The 19,242-nt window shown below is 43.4% G+C and carries 16 protein-coding genes and 1 pseudogene; 11 read left to right on the forward strand and 6 right to left on the reverse strand.

The genetic code is table 11. The annotated features are described in order from the left end of the window. Positions 1-149 precede the first annotated feature (149 nt). The 4 genes from FTU45_RS07415 (at position 150) to FTU45_RS07430 (ending at position 3,221) form a co-directional block, all read left to right on the forward strand. Positions 150-920, forward strand: coding sequence for a HesA/MoeB/ThiF family protein (locus FTU45_RS07415; RefSeq protein WP_034608477.1), 771 nt, complete (start codon positions 150-152; stop codon positions 918-920). 58 nt (positions 921-978) lie between these two features. Further along, positions 979-2,277, forward strand: a complete 1,299-nt coding sequence (locus tag FTU45_RS07420) for an AarF/ABC1/UbiB kinase family protein (protein WP_180076212.1) — start codon at positions 979-981, stop codon at positions 2,275-2,277. Positions 2,278-2,446: 169 nt separating this feature from the next. Next, positions 2,447-2,827: a dihydroneopterin aldolase gene (gene folB / locus FTU45_RS07425; RefSeq protein WP_074383219.1), complete on the forward strand. Its 381-nt coding sequence runs from the start codon at positions 2,447-2,449 to the stop codon at positions 2,825-2,827. Then, on the forward strand, positions 2,784-3,221 hold the full coding sequence (locus FTU45_RS07430; RefSeq protein WP_005170538.1) for a 2-amino-4-hydroxy-6-hydroxymethyldihydropteridine diphosphokinase: 438 nt from the start codon (positions 2,784-2,786) through the stop codon (positions 3,219-3,221). The genes folB and FTU45_RS07430 overlap by 44 nt, the downstream gene beginning before the upstream one ends. Before the next feature lie 593 nt (positions 3,222-3,814). Here the strand turns inward: FTU45_RS07430 and FTU45_RS07435 are convergent. Then, positions 3,815-4,516, reverse strand: coding sequence for a VIT family protein (locus tag FTU45_RS07435; RefSeq protein ID WP_005097209.1), 702 nt, complete (start codon positions 4,514-4,516; stop codon positions 3,815-3,817). A 277-nt stretch (positions 4,517-4,793) separates the two neighbouring features. Between FTU45_RS07435 and FTU45_RS07440 the strand changes: the two genes are divergently transcribed. Then, the gene (locus FTU45_RS07440) at positions 4,794-5,495 is read left to right on the forward strand and encodes a DUF1003 domain-containing protein (RefSeq protein ID WP_074383218.1); all 702 of its coding nucleotides are present in this window, start codon (positions 4,794-4,796) and stop codon (positions 5,493-5,495) included. A 142-nt stretch (positions 5,496-5,637) separates the two neighbouring features. On the opposite strand, the gene coq7 is transcribed toward FTU45_RS07440, so the two are convergent. Beyond that, a complete protein-coding gene (gene coq7 / locus FTU45_RS07445) occupies positions 5,638-6,273 on the reverse strand; it encodes a 2-polyprenyl-3-methyl-6-methoxy-1,4-benzoquinone monooxygenase (RefSeq protein ID WP_074383217.1) in 636 nt (211 codons plus the stop codon). 3 nt (positions 6,274-6,276) lie between these two features. Continuing rightward, entirely contained in the window at positions 6,277-7,596 is a 1,320-nt protein-coding gene (locus FTU45_RS07450) for an MFS transporter (RefSeq protein WP_100535308.1), read from the reverse strand. Positions 7,597-7,770: 174 nt separating this feature from the next. Between FTU45_RS07450 and FTU45_RS07455 the strand changes: the two genes are divergently transcribed. The 4 genes from FTU45_RS07455 to FTU45_RS07470 all read left to right on the forward strand — a co-directional run bounded on the left by FTU45_RS07455 (position 7,771) and on the right by FTU45_RS07470 (position 16,140). Further along, the gene (locus FTU45_RS07455; protein ID WP_180076213.1) at positions 7,771-10,527 is read left to right on the forward strand and encodes an autotransporter assembly complex family protein; all 2,757 of its coding nucleotides are present in this window, start codon (positions 7,771-7,773) and stop codon (positions 10,525-10,527) included. A gap of 36 nt (positions 10,528-10,563) precedes the next feature. Continuing rightward, entirely contained in the window at positions 10,564-15,087 is a 4,524-nt protein-coding gene (locus tag FTU45_RS07460) for a translocation/assembly module TamB domain-containing protein (protein ID WP_180076214.1), read from the forward strand. A 335-nt stretch (positions 15,088-15,422) separates the two neighbouring features. After that, positions 15,423-15,623, forward strand: coding sequence for a hypothetical protein (locus FTU45_RS07465; RefSeq protein ID WP_005097200.1), 201 nt, complete (start codon positions 15,423-15,425; stop codon positions 15,621-15,623). A gap of 313 nt (positions 15,624-15,936) precedes the next feature. Then, entirely contained in the window at positions 15,937-16,140 is a 204-nt protein-coding gene (locus tag FTU45_RS07470) for a hypothetical protein (RefSeq protein ID WP_005097198.1), read from the forward strand. Positions 16,141-16,228: 88 nt separating this feature from the next. Here the strand turns inward: FTU45_RS07470 and xseB are convergent, their stop codons facing one another. Beyond that, a complete protein-coding gene (xseB, locus tag FTU45_RS07475; protein ID WP_005170556.1) occupies positions 16,229-16,423 on the reverse strand; it encodes an exodeoxyribonuclease VII small subunit in 195 nt (64 codons plus the stop codon). Beyond that, the gene (xseA, locus tag FTU45_RS07480) at positions 16,413-17,684 is read right to left on the reverse strand and encodes an exodeoxyribonuclease VII large subunit (protein WP_159138307.1); all 1,272 of its coding nucleotides are present in this window, start codon (positions 17,682-17,684) and stop codon (positions 16,413-16,415) included. The genes xseB and xseA overlap by 11 nt, the downstream gene beginning before the upstream one ends. A gap of 350 nt (positions 17,685-18,034) precedes the next feature. Between xseA and FTU45_RS07485 the strand changes: the two genes are divergently transcribed. Both FTU45_RS07485 and FTU45_RS07490 read left to right on the forward strand, forming a co-directional pair. Continuing rightward, a complete protein-coding gene (locus FTU45_RS07485; RefSeq protein ID WP_074383210.1) occupies positions 18,035-18,469 on the forward strand; it encodes an I78 family peptidase inhibitor in 435 nt (144 codons plus the stop codon). Positions 18,470-18,583: 114 nt separating this feature from the next. Next, complete coding sequence (locus tag FTU45_RS07490; protein ID WP_005097193.1) at positions 18,584-18,943, forward strand: hypothetical protein; 360 nt, start codon at positions 18,584-18,586, stop codon at positions 18,941-18,943. A 188-nt stretch (positions 18,944-19,131) separates the two neighbouring features. Here the strand turns inward: FTU45_RS07490 and FTU45_RS07495 are convergent. Continuing rightward, positions 19,132-19,242: pseudogene (locus FTU45_RS07495) on the reverse strand (IS701 family transposase); the annotation flags it as partial.

Consider the following 19,242-nt stretch of genomic DNA (forward strand, 5'->3'; position numbering starts at 1 on the left):
CGATGGCCAAACCATTTATTGATGTGCTGTGAATTGACTGTGAAATTGATCTTCCAAAGATTTTTAGCCTTTAGAAACATCAGTAAAGCCAATTTTGCGATCATTGTTAAAAATTTTCGAAACAAGGAAAGACGTTGTCTACATTTAATATGGATGCCATATCCCCAGAATTCGAACTCACCGATGCTGAATTACATTTGTATAGCCGTCAGATTCTCTTAGATGACTGGGATATTGACGCTCAAGAACGGTTAAAATTTTCTAATGTCTGCATTGTTGGTTGTGGTGGAATTGGCTGTGCACTGGCAGAACTTTTGGCACGTGCCGGTGTAGGAAAAATTACCCTAATCGATCCAGATACGATCGAGATGAGCAATTTACAGCGACAACTTGCATTTACACCGCAGGATCTTGGACTTTACAAAGCAGAAATTCTGGCGAAACGACTGGGCCAAATTAATCCAAACGTACAGGTTGAATATATTAATCAGGCCTTAACGGCTGAAAATGCAGTCAGTGTGATTCGGCATCAGGACTTGGTGCTGGATGGTTGCGACCAGTTTGCGACACGTTATCTGGTTAATCAGCGCTGTGTAGAACTGAATGTACCTTTGTTGAGTGCCTCGGCGATTGGCCTGCAAGGGCAACTTTTTATGCTCGAAGGGGATTCGGCCTGCTATGCCTGCCTATTCCCACCCGAGAATCAGGCCGATGAAAGTCTGCGCTGTGCAGATTCCGGAGTACTGGCGACCACGCCTAACGTGATGGCCAGCTTGCAAGCCCATCATGCCTTGTTATATCTGGGTTTGGGATTGATGCCACTCAGACAAAAACTGCTGTTATGGGATGGATTGAGTTTTAAGCAGCGGATTCTCGCTTTCGAAAAAGATACAGATTGTCCGATCTGTCAGGCAAGATAAGCCTGCAAATTAATATTTTTTTGCTACACTGCATGTAATTAATTTTTCCTAAGACATTATGAAAAACAATATCTGGTTAGATGGAATACGTTCAGTTGCCCGCATGGGAGAAACAGCGGTCGTTGCGGCAAAGGCGGGCTTTAAATATGCTACTGAAAAGCCAAGCAATGCCAAACTCATGCGGGAGACTTTTGAATCTCTGGGTTCAACTTATATCAAGCTGGGGCAGTTTATTGCCAGTACGCCGTCTCTATTTCCGCGTGAATATGTAGAAGAATTTCAGGGCTGTCTGGATCAGACTCCACGCTTGCCGTTCAGCTATATCCAGCAAGTGTTGGCCTCTGAATTTGAAGGGCGTAATCTGGATGAGATCTTTGCCTCGATTGATGAAACGCCATTGGCCTCTGCGTCTATTGCACAGGTGCATGCGGCCAAGCTGGTGTCTGGCGAAGATGTCGTGATTAAGGTACAAAAACCGGGTGTGGAAACCATTTTATACACCGATTTAAATGTACTGCACTGGGCGACCAAAGTGCTGGAAAAAGCCGTGCCCAAAGTCAAATTCGCTTCGCTGGCCGATATTGTTGATGAAATCAAAGCCCGGATGGTACGTGAAGTTGATTTTATCGAAGAAGCACAGAATCTGGATGATTTTGTCAATTATCTGAATATCACCAATAATAAGGCAGCGACTGCACCTAAGGTTTATCATCAGTATTCGACCCGTCGTGTGCTGACCATGCAACGCTTGTATGGTGTGCCATTGACCGATTTTGAAGTGGTCAAAAAAGTATCCAAAGATCCATCTCAAGTACTCATTACCGCAATGAACACCTGGTTTGGCAGCCTGATGATGTGTAACAGTTTCCATGCCGATCTGCATGCAGGCAACCTGATGCTGCTCGAAGATGGCCGTGTCGGTTTTATCGATTTTGGCATTGTTGGCCAGCTCAAACCTGAGGTATGGACGGCATGTATGGCATTTATGGATTCATTGCAACATACCAATTATGAGTTGATGGCACAGAACATGCTGAAAATGGGTATGACTGCTGTGCAGATTGATACCAAAGTTCTGGCAGCGGATCTTGAGCGTTTATTCAGTGGCGTATTGATGGCAGACCCTCAGGAGCTGTTAACATCAAATCCGGCTGATCTGAACGATATCATGATGGATATGGTGGCTGTGGGTGAACGTCACGGCATCCGCTTCCCGCGCGACTTTGCTTTGCTGTTTAAGCAAATGCTGTATTTCGACCGTTTTATGCGAATTTTGGCACCATATACCGATATCTATGCCGATCAGCGTTTGCAAATGATTCAGGACATTGATCCGAATTTACTGTTAAAGCATTAATTTAATCCCTCCCGACCTCCCTTCCTTGCGCAAATTTTAAAGCAGCGCTTTAAAATAGCTCAGGGAGGAGTGTTTCACTGCTTGATAAAGTATAAGCGATAAAAGTTCCTCTTTATAAAATAGGGATTTAGGGAGATTAGTTGTAAATATCATATTCTCGAGCAATCCAATGGACGCCATTATTATTGAAGGTTTAAAGGTTGAAACAGTCGTGGGCTGCTTTAACTGGGAGCGTCAAATTATTCAGCCTTTAATGCTGGATTTGACCATTCAAACCGATTTAGAACAGGCATCAAATTCAGATGCTCTTGCAGATACGCTGAATTATGCAGAAATTTGTGAGATTTCAGCCAAGGTCATTCAAGAAGCTCAGCCTGAATTGATTGAACATGCAGCAAAGTTAGTGCTGAATGCACTTTTTACTACCTTTACAGCAATTGAATCGATTAATATTACGATCCGTAAGCCTGCCATTATCGCGCAAGCCAATTCTGTAGGGATACGTCTTGAACGCCACCGAAACGATTTTCGCTCTAGCATTAGCGAGTAATTGTCATCCTCAGCAACATTTTCAAGCTGCACAGCAAGGTATTTCTGAATGGGGAGAAGTCCAGTTCTCTCCCATTTATAGGATTCCTTGCCGGGATGGCATCGGCGCCGATTACTGGAATGCGGCATGTCTATTAAAAAGTTCGGTGTCGAGTGCAGAAATTATTGAGCTGCTTAAACAGCTGGAACAGGCATCAGGGCGGACACGTCCATCGCATCAAATTACCCTGGATGTAGATCTGATTGCCTGGGGATCAGATCTTCGAGATATGCAGTTTAATGAAAAAAAATTGCCCCTGGCTTTGGATGTAAAAGTTCCCATGTTTGATATCTGGCAAGACCCTGTATTCGAGCATGAGTTACATTGTTTCCCAAGAGTTGAACAGCTGATTTAAATCAAATCACCTAATTTTTTGCTGATGTAATTTATGCAATACGAATGTTTAAAAGCCTGATCAAGCAAGATCAGGCTTTGTTATGATTTAGTTTTTGTATTTAGATCAAAAGAAAAATTCAGCGAAGATGGGGCAGATGAGATTAGAAAAAATTTAAACATAAAAATATGAGAAATCTTGGCTTATGTCATTTTAATCCTCGTGATTCTTTATATCATCCAATGGGGATTTCATGGTTTTCCGACAGGTAATTCATATGTGATTGATTTGAAGCCATAGAATTTATTTTAAGTTCGGTAAAAATCCTCAAAGCAGTAAAAATGCATCATCGCGCTTTTACTTTTTCTTGTTATAAAAAATAATCAGCAATACGATAATGATCACCAAGATGGCAAGAATGATCGCAGTTTCCATAACAATACCTCTCAGACATAGATCTTAAGGTTTAAGCGTCTAAATTAAAACTGAACGTAAATTAAAATAAACTCAAGTTTTGTTAGAGCCGTTAGTTTTTCGAAAAAACATTTTTCAGTGATGTTAATAGAAGAACCGCTCAATCCTATTCTGTATTTAACTAAAAAATAAACCCATATTTAGGCAACAGACACATTAAATAATGATCCGATCCAGGCGCTAAATAACATGGCGATAATTCCCCACAGCATCACCCGAACTGCACCTCTCCAGACGCTCACTCCACCGGCATAGCTCGCCAGTGCACCCATCATCCCCAAACTTAAAACGCCAATCAGCATGACGCCTTTATCCAGATAGTGTTCCGGTAGAATCATGATTGAAATTAAAGGAAATAATGAACCTACCGTAAATGCCATAGCCGAAGAAAATGCAGCGAGAAAGGGCTGAGCCGAGGTATGTGCTGAAATACCAATTTCATCCCGGGCATGGGCATCCAAGGCATTATGGTCGGTCAATTGTTCAGCGACCTGTTGTGCCAAAGCGGGTTCCAGACCTCGTTGTATATAAATCGTTTTGAGCTCATTTAATTCATGGGTGGGATGGCGTTGCAGTTCGCGCTCTTCCATGAGTAGATCATTGGTTTCAATATCTTGCTGGGATTTTACTGAAATATATTCACCAGCTGCCATTGATGCGGCGCCAGAAATCAATCCGGCAACACAGGTTACCAATAAAATTTCAGTGGATGCTCCACTGGCTGCGATACCCACCACCAGACTGGTGACCGAAATAATCCCGTCATTTGCCCCCAGTACAGCTGCACGAAGCCAGCCCGCACGTTCGATATAATGTTTTTCAAGATGGTATGAATGGCGCACAATGAAGCCCTTTTTTATTATCATTATGATTATAGTAAATTTAAGTCATGTATAGATAGTAGGATTGAATCGATCTGAAAATTACCTTGAATGATCAGATCATAGTGCGCTTGGTTAAGTATTTTATCAATCCAAAATAAAACCGAGGTGAAATTCATTTATTCAAAAGACCAGACGGACTTGATATATAATTGATATCCAAGGGATCAAATTTATTTAATAAAAACAATTATATAAAAATTATAGCTGAGTGAGCTGGTTTAAAAAGAGAATTATCATGAAAGAAAAAAATGAGAGCCATAAATGTTTGGTGTGCGGCAAGCACTTTCTTCTGAAAGATCTTACTCCGATGGGAACGGTCAGAAAAGTCATTACTGAAGAGATTGGCAAGGATATTCCAGTCTGGACGCCGCAAGATTATATTTGTCAGACAGATCTAACCCGCTATCGCATGCAGTATGTACATTCATTATTAAGTTTGGAAAAGGGTGAGGTCACAGATCTTGAGGTCGAAGTGATTCATAGCATGCATCAGCATGAACTGATCACCAAAAATGTGGAAACAGCATTAGAGCAAAAGTGGACTCTGGGCGAAAAGCTCGCCGATAAAATTGCAACTTTTGGCGGAAGCTGGACATTCTTAATTTGCTTTGCAATTTTTCTGGGTCTGTGGATTACGATTAATACGGTTGTTTTGGTAACTCAACCTGCCGATCCTTATCCCTTTATCCTGTTAAATTTAATTCTGTCCTGTCTCGCGGCAATTCAGGCACCGGTCATTATGATGAGTCAGAATAGACAAGAGGCAAAAGACCGTCTACGTTCTCAAAATGATTATCAGATCAATTTAAAAGCCGAACTGGAAATCCAGCATTTACATGAAAAACTCGATCATCTATTAATGCATCAATGGGAAAGGCTGGCGCAAATACAGGAAATCCAGCTGGATTTACTCTCGGAAATGAGCAAGAAGTATTGAAATGAAAAGCTGTGGTATTTCTCATATTTTATATGGATTGTAAATAAAGGATGATCGCATATCTTTAGCGAATAAATTTAGATCAAAATTTGAGACACATTAAAAAGCCCACAATGCGTGGGCTGAGATCGGATCGATCTTTTTAAATAAAATAACTGGTCTTGGTCATGAGTTTGGAAATAGCTGTCATGGTGATTTTGACCGGAGCAGGCAGATCTACACCGCCTGCCTTCAACGCTGTATCCCGATGATGCAGCTCATCTTCATTCATCTGTTCCAGAATGCGCCGAGAACGCTCATCTTGCGGCGGCAACTGACTGATATGATGCTGCAAATGCATGCTCACCTGACGTTCAGTTTCTGCGACAAAACCCAGACTGTATTTATCACCGGCAATTCCGGCCAGCGCGCCCATACCAAAGGACAGGCCGTACCAGACCGGATTGAGCAGACTGGTATGGCTATCCAGTTCTTTCAAGCGGTCTTCACACCAGGCCAGATGATCCTGCTCCTCAATCGCTGCCTGTTCCATTTCACGACGAACATTCGGAAGTTTTGCCGTCATGGCCTGACCATGATAGAGCGCCTGTGCACACACTTCACCACTATGATTGACCCGCATCAAACCTGCCACATGACGGGCATCGCTCACCGTCAATTGTGTTTCTACCGGTTGGGCTGGATTTTCACGTTGTGCCGATGTCGTGCCCGGGACGAGACTGCGTAATGCCTGATCAAAAGAATGAATCAGCTTGTCGACACCTGTATATTGACGCATGAATTAATCCTCCAAGGGTGTTTTCGCGGTTTTGATCATGGGTTTGAGTCGGAAAAGCAGCCATAGGGTAAACAGGCCGCTCAACACTGCGGTAATACAAAAAAGTACTTTAAGATCAAGCTCTAAAATACTTAAAATAATAATCGAAAATATAGCAGAAGATACCATGAAAACGGCATTCAGAATGTTATTTGCTGCAACCACACGCGCACGATGTGAGCGGGGAGAATGCGCCTGCATCATGGCATAAAGCGGTACGATATAAAAACCGCCACTAATCCCGAGTAAGGTCACTGCCAGCATCACATGGTAATAACTCCAGCCTTGCTGAAACACATCAGCCAGACCGATTAATTCACCGGTACGTGCTGGAACAAAGGCCAGACTCGCGGCCAGATATAGGGCAAAGATCACCAGACCGATTGCGCCAAAAGGCACCATCTTGATATTGACCTTGCTGCCGCCAATTTTACGGCATAAATATGAACCTAGCCCGATTCCGACAGAAAAGAAAGTTAAGAGCAGGCTGGCAACATTTTCAGAGGCATGCAGATTTTGCAAGGTCAGTTGAGGGATTTGAGTCAGATAGGTTGCGCCGTAAAACCAGTACCATGAGTTGCCCAATAAAATGGTAAAGACTAATGGCAAACCCTGAGCATATTTTAATGTTTGCAAGCTGGTACGGAAAAAATTCCAGTCAATTTGCAGTTCTGGTGCAGGGATATTTTGTTTGAGAATATAACGACTCGATCCATAACCAATCAGGGCGATCACAACGACTGTTAAACTGATCCAGATCAGGTTGCCAGAAGATGCAGCAATGACCGCCCCACCCAGAATCATACCGAATAAAATCGCCAGCGATGTTCCGGACTGAAACAGGGCATTGCCAGACATCAGCTCATTGGGTTTTAGCACTTCCGGTAAAATGGCATATTTGATCGGGCCAAAGAAGGTGGACTGGGTTCCCATCAGGAACAAGGCAAATAACAGAATCCAGAGGTTGCCAAGCAGGAAACCCACGGTTCCCAATAACATAATCACAATTTCCAGAATCTTTAAATAGCGAATCAGTTGTGAACGTTCGTATTTATCGGCAATTTGTCCGGCGGTGGCTGAAAAAATAAAATAAGGCAGGATAAACAGCAAAGCAGCCAGATTATTCAAGGTGCTGATGCTGGCCGATTGCTGCTGAATCCAGCCGTAGGTGATGACCAGGAGTAACGCTTGTTTAAATACATTATCGTTTAATGCACCAAAAAACTGCGTCAGAAACATCGGTAAAAAGCGCCGAGAAGCTAACAAATGTTCATTTTTGTTCATATAGAGCGTGCTACATTAAGTTTTATTAAGAAATGTCAGTTATGCGTAAACATTGAGAAAAATCATGTAAGATACTTTCAGCCATGTAAAGGTAAAAACCAATCAATTAAGCTCTTTAGCTTATATTTTTCGGTCAAATAATCAATTAAAGAATGTATTCGTTTCGAGTTTGCCATGCCTGCAAAGAAAAAATTTAAAAAAACGATGCTTCATCGCAGTATGGGGTCGCTTATACCACTTCAGAGTGGGGCACAGCTGTGTATGAGCATTTTTTTTATGATGTTATCCCATCAGAGCATGGCACAAACCGAACAGCCTGAAACACCTGTGGCCATTTCTCAGGCAGAAATGGTAGATGAACTGTCCAAAGAAGCGATGCGACAGGGACTGGTCACATCTGAAAATGAAGCCACCGAAAAAATTGAAGAAGCGATACAGCCGGAAGCATCTGTCGACAGCATGCTGATGCTGGAGCAACAGCAAAATGCAGGCTCTGGTCTGGACGTATTTACACCGATCCAGTTTGATGATCTGGAAGAGCTGCCGATCCAGTCCATTGACCAGAACATGGCGAATGAAATTTATCGTGAGGCCGAGCAAGCCAAGCAGGAAGCGCAAAATTATCGCAATACCCAGACCGCTGAAACAGTCGTAGCAGATATCAGTCAGCAAGAGTTACTTGAAATCAATCAGGCACCTGTAAATGTCGACCAGTTGATGCAATCGATTCAGGCAGACAGCCAGATTATTGTACAAAATAATGAAGCCGGCATGACTTTGCCAGAAATAACGGGGCCACTTGTTGCTGAAGATGAGAAACGTCCCAATATTTTTAAACGACTATTTTATAAAATCCGTCCGCCACGTCAGATCATGACCGCGAGAGTTCCGCGAATTAGTGCGGATGTGGTGATTATGAACGGCGAAGGTATTGCGCAAAGCAATGGTATGCTGAATCGTAGAGCTGAGCCTGAAGGCTATCTGAATTTAAGAAATAATGTCAAAGCCAAACTGTCCAGTTTTACCCAGGAGTCTTTTGGCGACTTTAATTCCGCTTTGCCACAACTGCGAACCTTGTCCCGACAGGCGGCACAGGCAGTCGGTTATTACAATGCCCAGTTCAGGTTTGAAAAAATCTCTGATAGTCGCGTTCGGGTTTTTGTCACCCCGAATGAACCTGTGCTGATCACTACACAAAATCTGGAATTTAGCGGAGCGGGTGCGGAACAGCCGCAATTCCAGGTCATCAGTCTTTTGCCTGAGCAGGAAGAGGGCGATATTTTCAATCACGGCAATTATGAACAGACCAAACAACGGATTAATACTGCCGCCAATAACAACGGTTATTTTGATTCATACTGGCGCTTGCATGATGTCAAGATTGCACAGCCACAAAATACGGCCGATGTAAATCTACGTTTCGAGACAGGCGAGCGTTACAAGCTGGGCAATGTCGAGTTTAGAATGAGTGATCCTGAAAAGGAATTTCCGCTGGATCGTGATGTACTCGAAAGTCTGGTCACCTGGAAAGATGGTGCAGACTATACCTTCTGGCGAGTGAATAGCCTGGCCAATAACCTGACCAACTCGCGCTATTTTAACTATACCCTGGTGGACGTAATTCGCCCTGATCCGGTTGACAGGGAGCTGGAGCTGGCACCGGATATTCAAAGCCTGATAGAAGAACAGAAACTTTCTGAAGATCAGGCGACTGCGACACAGCCTGATCGCTCAGTGGCATCTGCTAAAGAAGTCACTCAAAATGTCGTCGATGAAGACCAGTTTGCCGGTAGCCGCGATCAGGAAAATCCAAATTTAAGAAGCTTGCGGGTCGAGCAGCAGACCAAAGAAAATGAGCAGGAGCGTTTAAAGGCACAAGCGCGGGAAGAGAAGAAAGTTCCAGTGATTGTGACTTTAAATGCAGACCGTTTAAACAGTGCTGAACTGGGTCTGGGTTATGGAACAGATACCAATATCCGTCTACGTGGTCAGTACCGCCGCGCCATTGTAAATAAGCGCGGACATTCTTTTGATGCCAACCTCGAGTTGTCCGGTATCCGGCAGTCCATCGATGGTCGTTATAACATTCCTTATCACCATCCGCTGAATGATTATGTCAGTATTGTCGGTGGTTATGAGCGCGAAGAACGTGATGGCGTGGCTCAAGGTGAAGGTCTGCAAATTGAATCGGCAGTGCTGGGTGTAGACCGGATTATTAAAAACCCGCTGGGTAACTGGCAGCGTACTTTTGGAGCGCGTTACCGTCTGGATCGCTTGAAGCAGAATGGTTCTGTTGATTTTAACCAGATTCCGGAAGCGTTTCGCTTTAATACCGAAGATGAACAGCAGTCGTTACTGGTCGGTTATGAAGTTTCACGTACCGATACCGATCGTCGGGTCAATCCGACCAAGGGTTTCAAGCAGACCTACAAAGTCGAGCTGGGTAGTGAGGCGTTATTGTCTGATGCAGATATGGCGATTGTAAATGCAGGCTGGCGTTTTATCTATTCATTGGGTGAAAATGCAGATCATCAGTTTGTTGGACGTGCCGATGCCGGTTATATCTTCACTGAAGATTTTGCCAAAGTGCCGTATAACCTGAGATATTTCACCGGTGGTGACCAGAGCATTCGTGGTTTTGATTACAAGAGTCTTTCTCCGGAAATTGAAGGCTTTAAAGTCGGTGGTCAGGCCTTAGGGGTTGCTTCCTTAGAGTATAACTATCAGTTTAGGGAAGGCTGGCGTGCTGCGGTTTTTGCAGATGCCGGAAATGCTTATAATAAAGAGTTCAGTAATCCGACCGAATATGGTGCGGGTGTGGGGATACGTTGGGCCTCACCGATTGGACCGATTCGTATCGATGTGGCGACTGGATTGTCTGATGACAATCACCCAATTCGTCTGCATTTCTTTATTGGTTCGCAGTTATAAAACATCATTTTTTAAAAATAGTTATTTGAGTAGATCATGGTCGAGAACCAACCACAGCCAGAACAACAACCACAAGATAGCGTTGTGCCGAAAAAGCGCCGTATATTGAGAAGTATCCTGTTGTCGGTACTTTTCTCACTCATTTTCCTGCTCTCTGTGCTGGCGCTGCTGTTTTCGACCAATCAGGGCAGTAAGTTCCTGCTAGATCAGGTATTACAACGCCAGCAAATTATTCATTATGAATATGAAGGCGGAAATTTATGGCGTGGAATTATTCTTAAAAATGTGCTGGTCAGCCTGAAACCGGTCGATGTCAAAATTGATCGTGCTGATGTAAAACTGGGCTGGCGGGCGATCATCAAAAAAGAAATTCATCTGAATGAAGCAGATGTCCGTAACCTGCAAATTATTAATAAAACTCCGTCTAGCAGCGAACCTTTCAAGTTCAATGCCATCCGTTTGCCTTTTGTGCTGCGCGTCGATCATCTGCTCCTTGATCATCTGGTGATTAAAACCCAAACCACGGCAGTTGATTTTTATAATATCGAATTAAATGATGCGCTCTGGTCTGGTACCGAATTAAACTTTGAAGATTCCCGCATGGATATGGGTTATCTCTCGGTGCGTGAAGCGACGGGTAAAATGCAGTTTGAAGGCAAATATCCACTGGATGCCCGCGCAATCGTCAATCTGCCTTCTTTAAGAGACAGCTTGAATATTCATGATATTCAGGTTCGGGCGCGTGGCACGCTGGATACGATTCAGGCAGGCGTAGCGACCAATACACCCGATTTATTAACCGGTTGGGCCATCGTACATCCAATGCGGCCCCAGGTGCCGATGCGTGGCGAGTTAAAATTTAAGGATTATAACTGGCCGATTCTGACTGAGCAGAAACTGTTTACGAAAGACGGGATTGCCGAGTTCAATGGAGATATCGATCGTCTGGACTTGAACGTCCGTACCGACCTGATCGGTGAAAATATTCCACAAGGCCAGTATAACGCGGTGATGTATACCGATCTGGTCAATCAGCTCAATATTACCGATCTGAATGGCCAGCTGATGAAAGGTGCGGTTAGCCTTGCCGGGACAGTGGGCTGGAACGAACAGGTAAGCTGGGATCTGAACGGACGATTAAACAGAATTGATCCTAAGCATGAACGTATCCCGCAAGTCGTACAAGACTTTTTACCACCTAGCCTGGATGGCAATATTGCCTCAAAAGGCAATCTGGAAAATGGCCTGCATCTGACGGCGCTGGTAGATTTTGACCGTTATGAAACTTGGAATATCAAACTGGATCAGAATCCGGTTAAAGACAATAAAGCACAACCGATTCTTCTGGATGTTGCCTGGCAAAATATCGACCGCGCCGTACCCTATGTCGGCTGGCTCAGCAGTCAGTCTGGCGATGTGAAACTGGCACTGGTCGAAGGCCAGCAGAATATTCATGTGGCAACCAAAGTCGAACAGCACGAACAAGGTCTTCTGCCGGCAGGCATGTATCAGGCCAAACTGGATCTGAAAAATAATATTCTAAATGTGCCGAGCTTCAATTATAGCGCCAATGCACAGGCAGGTAGCTTAAGCGGTCATGCGCGAATTGAACTGCCACAAGAAAAACGCCAGTTGAAATGGACTGCATTATTAAACGCCAAGGACTTAAATACCCGAAGTCTGGCTGCGGCTTCACCGATAGACCGTTTAAATGGCCAGATCAAGGCCAATGGCTATGCACAACCCAATCAGCAGATTATTAAACTGTCTAATGTAGACCTGACTGGGCGCCTGGCAGAACAGAACGAAACAGTACGTCTGACCGGTAACAGTACCATTGCTTTATTATTCCATAATGAAAAAGCCGGCGGTGGTTTTAGAGGCTATGCAGTCAATTATGATGGGGCTTTAAATGCCAGTCAGTTGCAAGCCAGTCAGGGAATCCTGAAACTGCGTGTTTCAGGTACACCAGAAGTATTGAGAGTCAATGAATTGCGTCATGATGGTATCGCTGGCAAGATTAATGCCAATGGTCTGGTGAATCTGGCAAATGGTATTGACTGGGATATTAACGCTTCATTAATCCGCTTTAAGCCGCAATATTTTAATGCCAACCTGAAAGGCGAGTTGTCGGGCAATGTAAAAACCCAAGGGGTTTGGTCAGATGCCTTAAAACGCATTCAGATCCAGCGTTTGAATCTGGCCGGTATGTTAAATAACAAGCCGGTACGAGGCACAGGTAATTTATCAGTCATTATTAATTCAAATCAGCGTGGTTTTGTTCCAGAGCAGTTTGAAGCCAATAACCTGTTCCTGTCTTATGCCAGCAACCAGATTCAGGCCACTGGCAATGCGCAGAATCTGCAACTCAAAGTCAACGCACCAGCATTGTATGAGTTATATCCGGGCTTAAGAGGTCGTGCGCAGGGCTATATCAATATGCAGGCGCAGCCACGTTTGCAGGCTTCGGCAAATCTTTCGATTGATAATTTTGCCTTTAAAAACCTGATGAGTGTGCAAAAAATTCGTGTCCGCGGACAGTTGCCGACCTCGCAGACCACAGCAACCTTATTAACTGCCACAATGGATCGCTTGCGTAGCGGTTCACGGGAAATTGTACGCGGGGAAATATCACTTGCCGGTACTCGTGCGGCGCATATCCTTAAAGTTCAGGCAGAAAATAAACTGTCAAAATTCTTTGTGCAGCTGGCCGGTGGCTTTAATGCACAAAATAACTGGCTGGGTCAGATTCAAAAAGGTGATTTTGACTCTTTGCGTGCTCATTTGGTACAGCGTCAAAATGCGGCAGTGATTTATAATGCGGCCCAGTCTGATCTGTTTGTCGGTACACATTGCTGGATGAGTCAGCAAAGCCAGTTGTGTTTTGATCAACCGATTCGGGTCAATAAAACCCGTGGCAGCGTATCCTTTGTGACCCAAAACCTGGATCTGGATGATTTCAGTGCATTCCTGCCTGAAGGACTGGCATTGACCGGTAAAGTGAATGGTTATGCCAAGGCAGCCTGGGCGCAAGGTGCTAAACCAAAAATTGATGCGCGTTTGGTCACCCGAAGTGGTGTGGTCGGCTTATCTTCGGAAGACCCGGATTATTTAGGTTCTACCCTAAAATATGATGAAGTGGGTCTGGTGGCAAAAAGTGTCGCAGAAGGCTTGCAAGTTCGACTGGATGTAAAAACTCCGGATATCGGGACAGGGTATGCCAATGTCATTATTGATCCATATCGGGACAGTAAACCGATGCGTGGCGAAATTGCCTTTAATCAGGTGCAGCTTAAAGTCTTTAAACCCTTTATTCAGGACATCCGTAATCTGGATGGCACCTTGTCCTATGCCGGAAAAGTGAGTGGAACCTTAACTGATCCTTTGCTGGAAGGTGAGGTTCGAGTCAAAGATGCTTCGATCAGCATGATCTCCTTGCCGGTGAATCTGACCAATGTGCAGTTGTATTCATCGATACGTCAGAATTCTGCCAGTATTAATGGTGCATTTAACAGTGGTCGTGGCGTGGGTAAATTGACCGGTTCAGTCGACTGGAAAGGTGATCCGCGAGTACAGTTAAAACTGCAAGGTGAAAATCTGCTGATTCGTCAGGCACCTTTAATTACTGCCGTGGTTACGCCCGATTTAACCTTGGACATGTATCCATTCAATAAAAAGCTGAGTCTAAGTGGTACGGTTGATGTGCCACGTGCACTAATTTCTATGCCTGAAGCCTCAGAACCTGTGGTTGGACTTTCTTCAGATGTACGTGTGGTGCGTGAAGGTGATGACCAGCTGGCTATTCTCAAATCTGCCCGTCCTTGGGATATTCGGGCTGATGTGGCGGTTTCTCTGGGCAATCAAGTGATATTCCAGGGCTTTGATAGCCGTATTCCGCTATTGGGCCGGGTCAATCTGTCACAGCGGGGTCTGGAAACTGCGATGCGTGCCAATGGTGCGATCGGGGTATCACAGCGGGTGAAAATCGAAGCTTATGGTCAGAGTCTGGATCTGAACCGTGCCATTGCCCGTTTTAATGGTGAGTTGACCAATCCGACGCTGGATGTTGATGCCAATAAGTCGGTTCAGGGAAGTACGGTCGGGGTACGGGTGACGGGCACTGCTTCAAGCCCAAATATTCAGATTTATAATGATGCTGGCTTGTCAGAGCAGGAAGCTTTAAATGCCTTGATTACTGGTCGTATCAACGAAGGTGCATCCGGTTTAAGTCAGGCTGAAGGATTCAGATCTGATGTGAATAATACCATTGCCGCAGCAGGTATCAGTCTGGGCCTGGGTGGAACCCGCGCGCTGACCAACCAGATTGGACGGACGTTTGGCTTGAGTGGTTTGGCACTAGATGCACAAGGAACAGGGGATGATACCCAGGTGTCGGTGACCGGCTATATTACCCCTGATTTATATCTTCGTTATGGTGTTGGGGTGTTTACCCCGGTGAACAAACTGACTTTACGTTATCAGGTGAATCAGCGTCTTTACTTGGAAGCGAGTCAGTCCTTAGAACGTGCAATTGACTTGTTCTATAATTGGCGTTTCTAATCATAAGGACAGATAAATATTTTTAAATGATTGCTAGATTTCATTAGATATCTTTAATTGATTAAAAAATGTTCAATTTATTCATATTTAAATAGATGCTGAAAATACCCTCATCCTTCTGGGATGAGAAGCACTGCTTCGCAAGAGGATGAGGGTATTTTATTTATAATGATTAAAAAATGACTTATCAAAGAACGCTAGTATCTATTGATATGTATCTGGCTTGAAAACCGCAATATAGACCCGGTTACACAAATGATCATGCTTGACCCTTGAATGAAACGATCAAATGTTTGAGCATGATATTTTCTGGGTTATAGAAGTGATGGATCGCCATGATAGATGAAGAAAAGCCGTTAAACTTCGATGATGACAATGAGCCTCAAGATTTCGAAGATGAAGAGTTTATCGATGATAAGAAAGAGGATGAGCTGTACAACACGATTACCAAAGATGGTTCAAGTGTTGATCCTGCAGATGATGGCACGCGGCATATTCGCCCTGAAGATGGTAATCCCATAGAAGTTGAAGAGTAAAGAAAAAAGTCCAATTCAATATTGGGCTTTTTATGTTCGTGATTTTCTTTGTCATGAAGTACAGTGCTTTGGGTATACACCTGTAGAAGCAATGAATATCAGAATTTAAGCGCAATGGGCTGCAAAAAAGTTGTGAAATATGGCTGAAATTATGTTTCTGTTACATCCTTAAGAAAAATGAATGAAGCAATAAATCAGCGCTAAAATATAAAAAATCAATCAAATCAGATCATAATAAATTGAAAATCAATAAAGCCTTAATAAAATTAGGTGTATATTGAAAGTACAATTTCACTCATCAGAGTATGTTCGCATGGCAACTAAATTTATAATCCGTTTTGCAATGATTCTATTCGCTGTACTTATTTTGACTGCGCTTTCGATTCAATTTTTCTTTGATCCAGAAGTGACTGTGGTTTTATGGATCTTCGCTGTACCCTTTATTCTGGGGGTGCCAATTTTAGCCTCTGTCGTATTGGCAAGTAATGAGGAACTGGATATTCATAGCGTAAATTAAATTGAAAAAAGCCCTCATTTTTTGAGGGTTTTTTATGATATAAAGATGCTTAAATAGCCTGAGCTACTCAACTAGAGTCATTCAATCACTAATCTTTAAATGTGTCATTTAGCGCACTTTGCACCGCTTCAACACGTGCCTTGCAGGCTTTATAGGCGCTCATGGATTCTTCCACGATTTTCATCAGATTATCAATGTCCGGTTCTTGCTGAGATTCGAGCAATTCCGCATTCTTTTTCAAGATGTCATAGCCTTGCTGGAAGCTTAAAGTATCATGAGTCATGGGGAAGTACCTGTATAAGTTGTGCTGAAAAAATGCCATCCTGCAGTTCTACCTGAACCGGATCGCTGGGCTGAATCTGGTTGATAGAACCCACCACATGTTCTTGCTGACGTACGATGGCATAACCTTTCGATAAAACATGTCGTGGGTTTTGCAATAGCGTTTCCCGCATCAGGGCATCTAGCTGCTGATTGATTAGTTGGGTATGTTGCTGAGCCAGACTGGAGGTATTGGCCTTGATCTGTTGCAGACGTTGCAGGGCATCCATAATTTGGCTGTTGGCCAGACTTTGAATGAGTTTTAAGAATTGATCATTCTGATTTTGGTAGGCCTGAATTTGCTGTTGAGATAAACGCTGAATCCGCTGTAAATAATTCAAGACATCTTGTGTGAGTTCGACTATATGATTACGAATTCCGGCGATGACTTTACTCGGAGTATCAAAGGAGCGATGCGCAATCTCATCCAGAATGGTGTGGTCTTTTTCATGTCCGATGCCCACCCAAATCGGAACCGAGCGTTTACAGAGCAGGGCAGCCAGATCATAATCATTTAAATAAGCCAGATCATTGACTGCTCCGCCACCCCGAATAATGACGATTAAATCTGGCGCAGTGTCATAGGTTTTCGCCCATTGTTTCAGAGCTTGTGCCAGACTCTGCATAATGCTTTGCGGGGCAGAATTTCCCTGAAAAGTCGCAGTGTGATAGATAAACTCGCAAACTTGCGCACGATGTAGTGCATCGGCATCTTTTCTGAAATCTCCGAGACCTGCTGCGTTTTCGGGAGCAATCACTAAAATTCGGTTCAAATCAAAAGGGCTGGGCAGGTTTCTATTACGCTGAATCAGCCCTTCAGCGCTTAGCCTGTCAATAATCTGCTGATAACGCCGGGCAATATCACCCAAGGTATAACCCGAGTCAATCTCAACGATATTTAAAGAAAAACCATATTGTGGATCAAAATTGGCTTTGACTTTAATCAGAACTTTGAGATCACGACTTAATTCAATCCCGCTTTCACGTTCAAATTGAGTGACAATTTTCTGGGCGCTAAATTTCCAGATGGTGGCTCGGCAACTGGCAATGACCTGATCGCTATCAGCCTCTTTTTCTGCCAGTTCCAGATAATAATGACCTGCTTTGGTACTAAGGTTGCGAATCTCAGCTTTGACCCATACCGGCGTATCGAAAGTGAGTTTGACCGCTTCCTGAACTGTCGCAAGATATTCCTTGAGGGAGAGTTGGAGATCGTCTGTCATGCCAGTATAAAGTTTAAAATTCAATCAAATAGTAAATCAATCTGGCAAAGATCACAAATCTAAAAATGCAGTTATTTAAACTTTATGTAATGACATTGTGTTGATAATGGAATGAAGAATCACTTAATTGAGAATGCTAAATTAGTATTCGTCTCAATTTAAACAGATTCCACGCATCTCTAGCTTCAGCAATCAAATAGTTGGCAAGATAGCAATACTGAATTTAGCAATACTTTTATTCTTAAACTTTTTTGAAGGTGTTTGATTAGCAATGTACACAGACTTGTGCCTAGAAAAGGTATGGAAATATGCTAAATTAGTGCAGAATTATTGAAGAAGAATACACGCTCATGAAAAAAACAATGCTGTTCGGTTTGCTGGCGGTTGCTTTAAGCGCCTGTACCACTACACCACAATCAGAAACGGAAGCGCCCAAAATAGGTATGCCAAATCCGGCGAGCACTTATTGTGTCAATCAGGGTGGCAAGCTTGAAATACGTAATGAAAGTAATGGCCAGGTTGGATATTGTCATTTAAAGAATGGACAGGTGGTAGAAGAGTGGGAGTTGCTGCATATGAACCAGCCTAAATGTATTGCCGATCAGGCGATGACATTGGTTGGTCAGTCCAACCTGACTGAAGCGCAAATCAAACAGAAAACCCAGGCGCAGATTGTACGTATGGTCGAGCCGGGTCAAGCAGTCACCATGGATTATCGTGAAGAGCGTGTGACAGTAACCGTAGATCCTGCCAGCAAAAAAATTATTCAGGCTTCATGCGGTTAAGTATTTAAAAAACAAAAGCCCATTGATGGGCTTTTTTAAATTTAGAGTCATACTGGCATTTTAAATGACAAATCTTCCCCGATCTTTTATATTGCCCCTCGGAAGGAGAAACTCATGAAAAAGTTATTGGCTTTATCGTTTATGCTGGCTCTGGCCGGTTGTGCCGAGAAGAAACCCTTAACCCCTGAAGAGCAGTGGCAAGGTTATTGTCGAAGTGTGGGGAATGCCGCGCGGACCATTATGCTGGATCGTCAGAATGCGATTGAGAAAGAGAAAGCAATCGAGCATGCCCTCAAGATCGATGATGAAACCACCAAAGGTTTTATTCTGAACATTATTGATGAAGTCTACGCACTTCCAGCCGAAGAGATTAAGGCAGATGTAAAAGCAGCCCGTGAAAAAGTCCGCGCTGAGTTTACTGAAAAATGTATTGCCACGCCGCATGATGAATTACCAGATTACAAACCGTTCTAGGGAACGGTTTTTTTTAATGGCTGAATCGGGCATAATGCAGCATCTCTTTAAAAAAAACTATCAACCCGAATAAAAGACAAAAAAACATCTAATGAATAATAAAAATAGCCTAAGCGAAATGTACACTTTGTGACAATTTCTAAATCTAAAATATAGAAATACTTATCTTTATTAGGACTTACGCACTATTATTTATAGATTCTCTGTGGTAGCAGATGATTTTTATCGAGAATAAAGTCATCAATGAAGTTTTTGATAACTGGTCTAAATAATTTCTTCTGCCAACGATATACATTTTC

It is taken from the genome of Acinetobacter sp. YH12106, from assembly GCF_013418995.1.
GTDB lineage: Bacteria > Pseudomonadota > Gammaproteobacteria > Pseudomonadales > Moraxellaceae > Acinetobacter > Acinetobacter pseudolwoffii.

What these genes read in the sequence shown, in the direction of transcription:
- FTU45_RS07420 (WP_180076212.1), top strand. Translation starts at nt 979, where the DNA reads ATGAAAAACAATATCTGGTTAGATGGAATACGTTCAGTTGCCCGCATG.
- FTU45_RS07450 (WP_100535308.1), bottom strand. Translation starts at nt 7,596, where the DNA reads ATGAACAAAAATGAACATTTGTTAGCTTCTCGGCGCTTTTTACCGATG.
- FTU45_RS07415 (WP_034608477.1), top strand. Translation starts at nt 150, where the DNA reads ATGGATGCCATATCCCCAGAATTCGAACTCACCGATGCTGAATTACAT.
- FTU45_RS07460 (WP_180076214.1), top strand. Translation starts at nt 10,564, where the DNA reads ATGGTCGAGAACCAACCACAGCCAGAACAACAACCACAAGATAGCGTT.
- FTU45_RS07465 (WP_005097200.1), top strand. Translation starts at nt 15,423, where the DNA reads ATGATAGATGAAGAAAAGCCGTTAAACTTCGATGATGACAATGAGCCT.
- xseA (WP_159138307.1), bottom strand. Translation starts at nt 17,684, where the DNA reads ATGACAGACGATCTCCAACTCTCCCTCAAGGAATATCTTGCGACAGTT.
- folB (WP_074383219.1), top strand. Translation starts at nt 2,447, where the DNA reads ATGGACGCCATTATTATTGAAGGTTTAAAGGTTGAAACAGTCGTGGGC.
- coq7 (WP_074383217.1), bottom strand. Translation starts at nt 6,273, where the DNA reads ATGCGTCAATATACAGGTGTCGACAAGCTGATTCATTCTTTTGATCAG.
- FTU45_RS07470 (WP_005097198.1), top strand. Translation starts at nt 15,937, where the DNA reads ATGGCAACTAAATTTATAATCCGTTTTGCAATGATTCTATTCGCTGTA.
- FTU45_RS07485 (WP_074383210.1), top strand. Translation starts at nt 18,035, where the DNA reads ATGAAAAAAACAATGCTGTTCGGTTTGCTGGCGGTTGCTTTAAGCGCC.
- FTU45_RS07490 (WP_005097193.1), top strand. Translation starts at nt 18,584, where the DNA reads ATGAAAAAGTTATTGGCTTTATCGTTTATGCTGGCTCTGGCCGGTTGT.
- FTU45_RS07455 (WP_180076213.1), top strand. Translation starts at nt 7,771, where the DNA reads ATGCCTGCAAAGAAAAAATTTAAAAAAACGATGCTTCATCGCAGTATG.
- FTU45_RS07440 (WP_074383218.1), top strand. Translation starts at nt 4,794, where the DNA reads ATGAAAGAAAAAAATGAGAGCCATAAATGTTTGGTGTGCGGCAAGCAC.
- xseB (WP_005170556.1), bottom strand. Translation starts at nt 16,423, where the DNA reads ATGACTCATGATACTTTAAGCTTCCAGCAAGGCTATGACATCTTGAAA.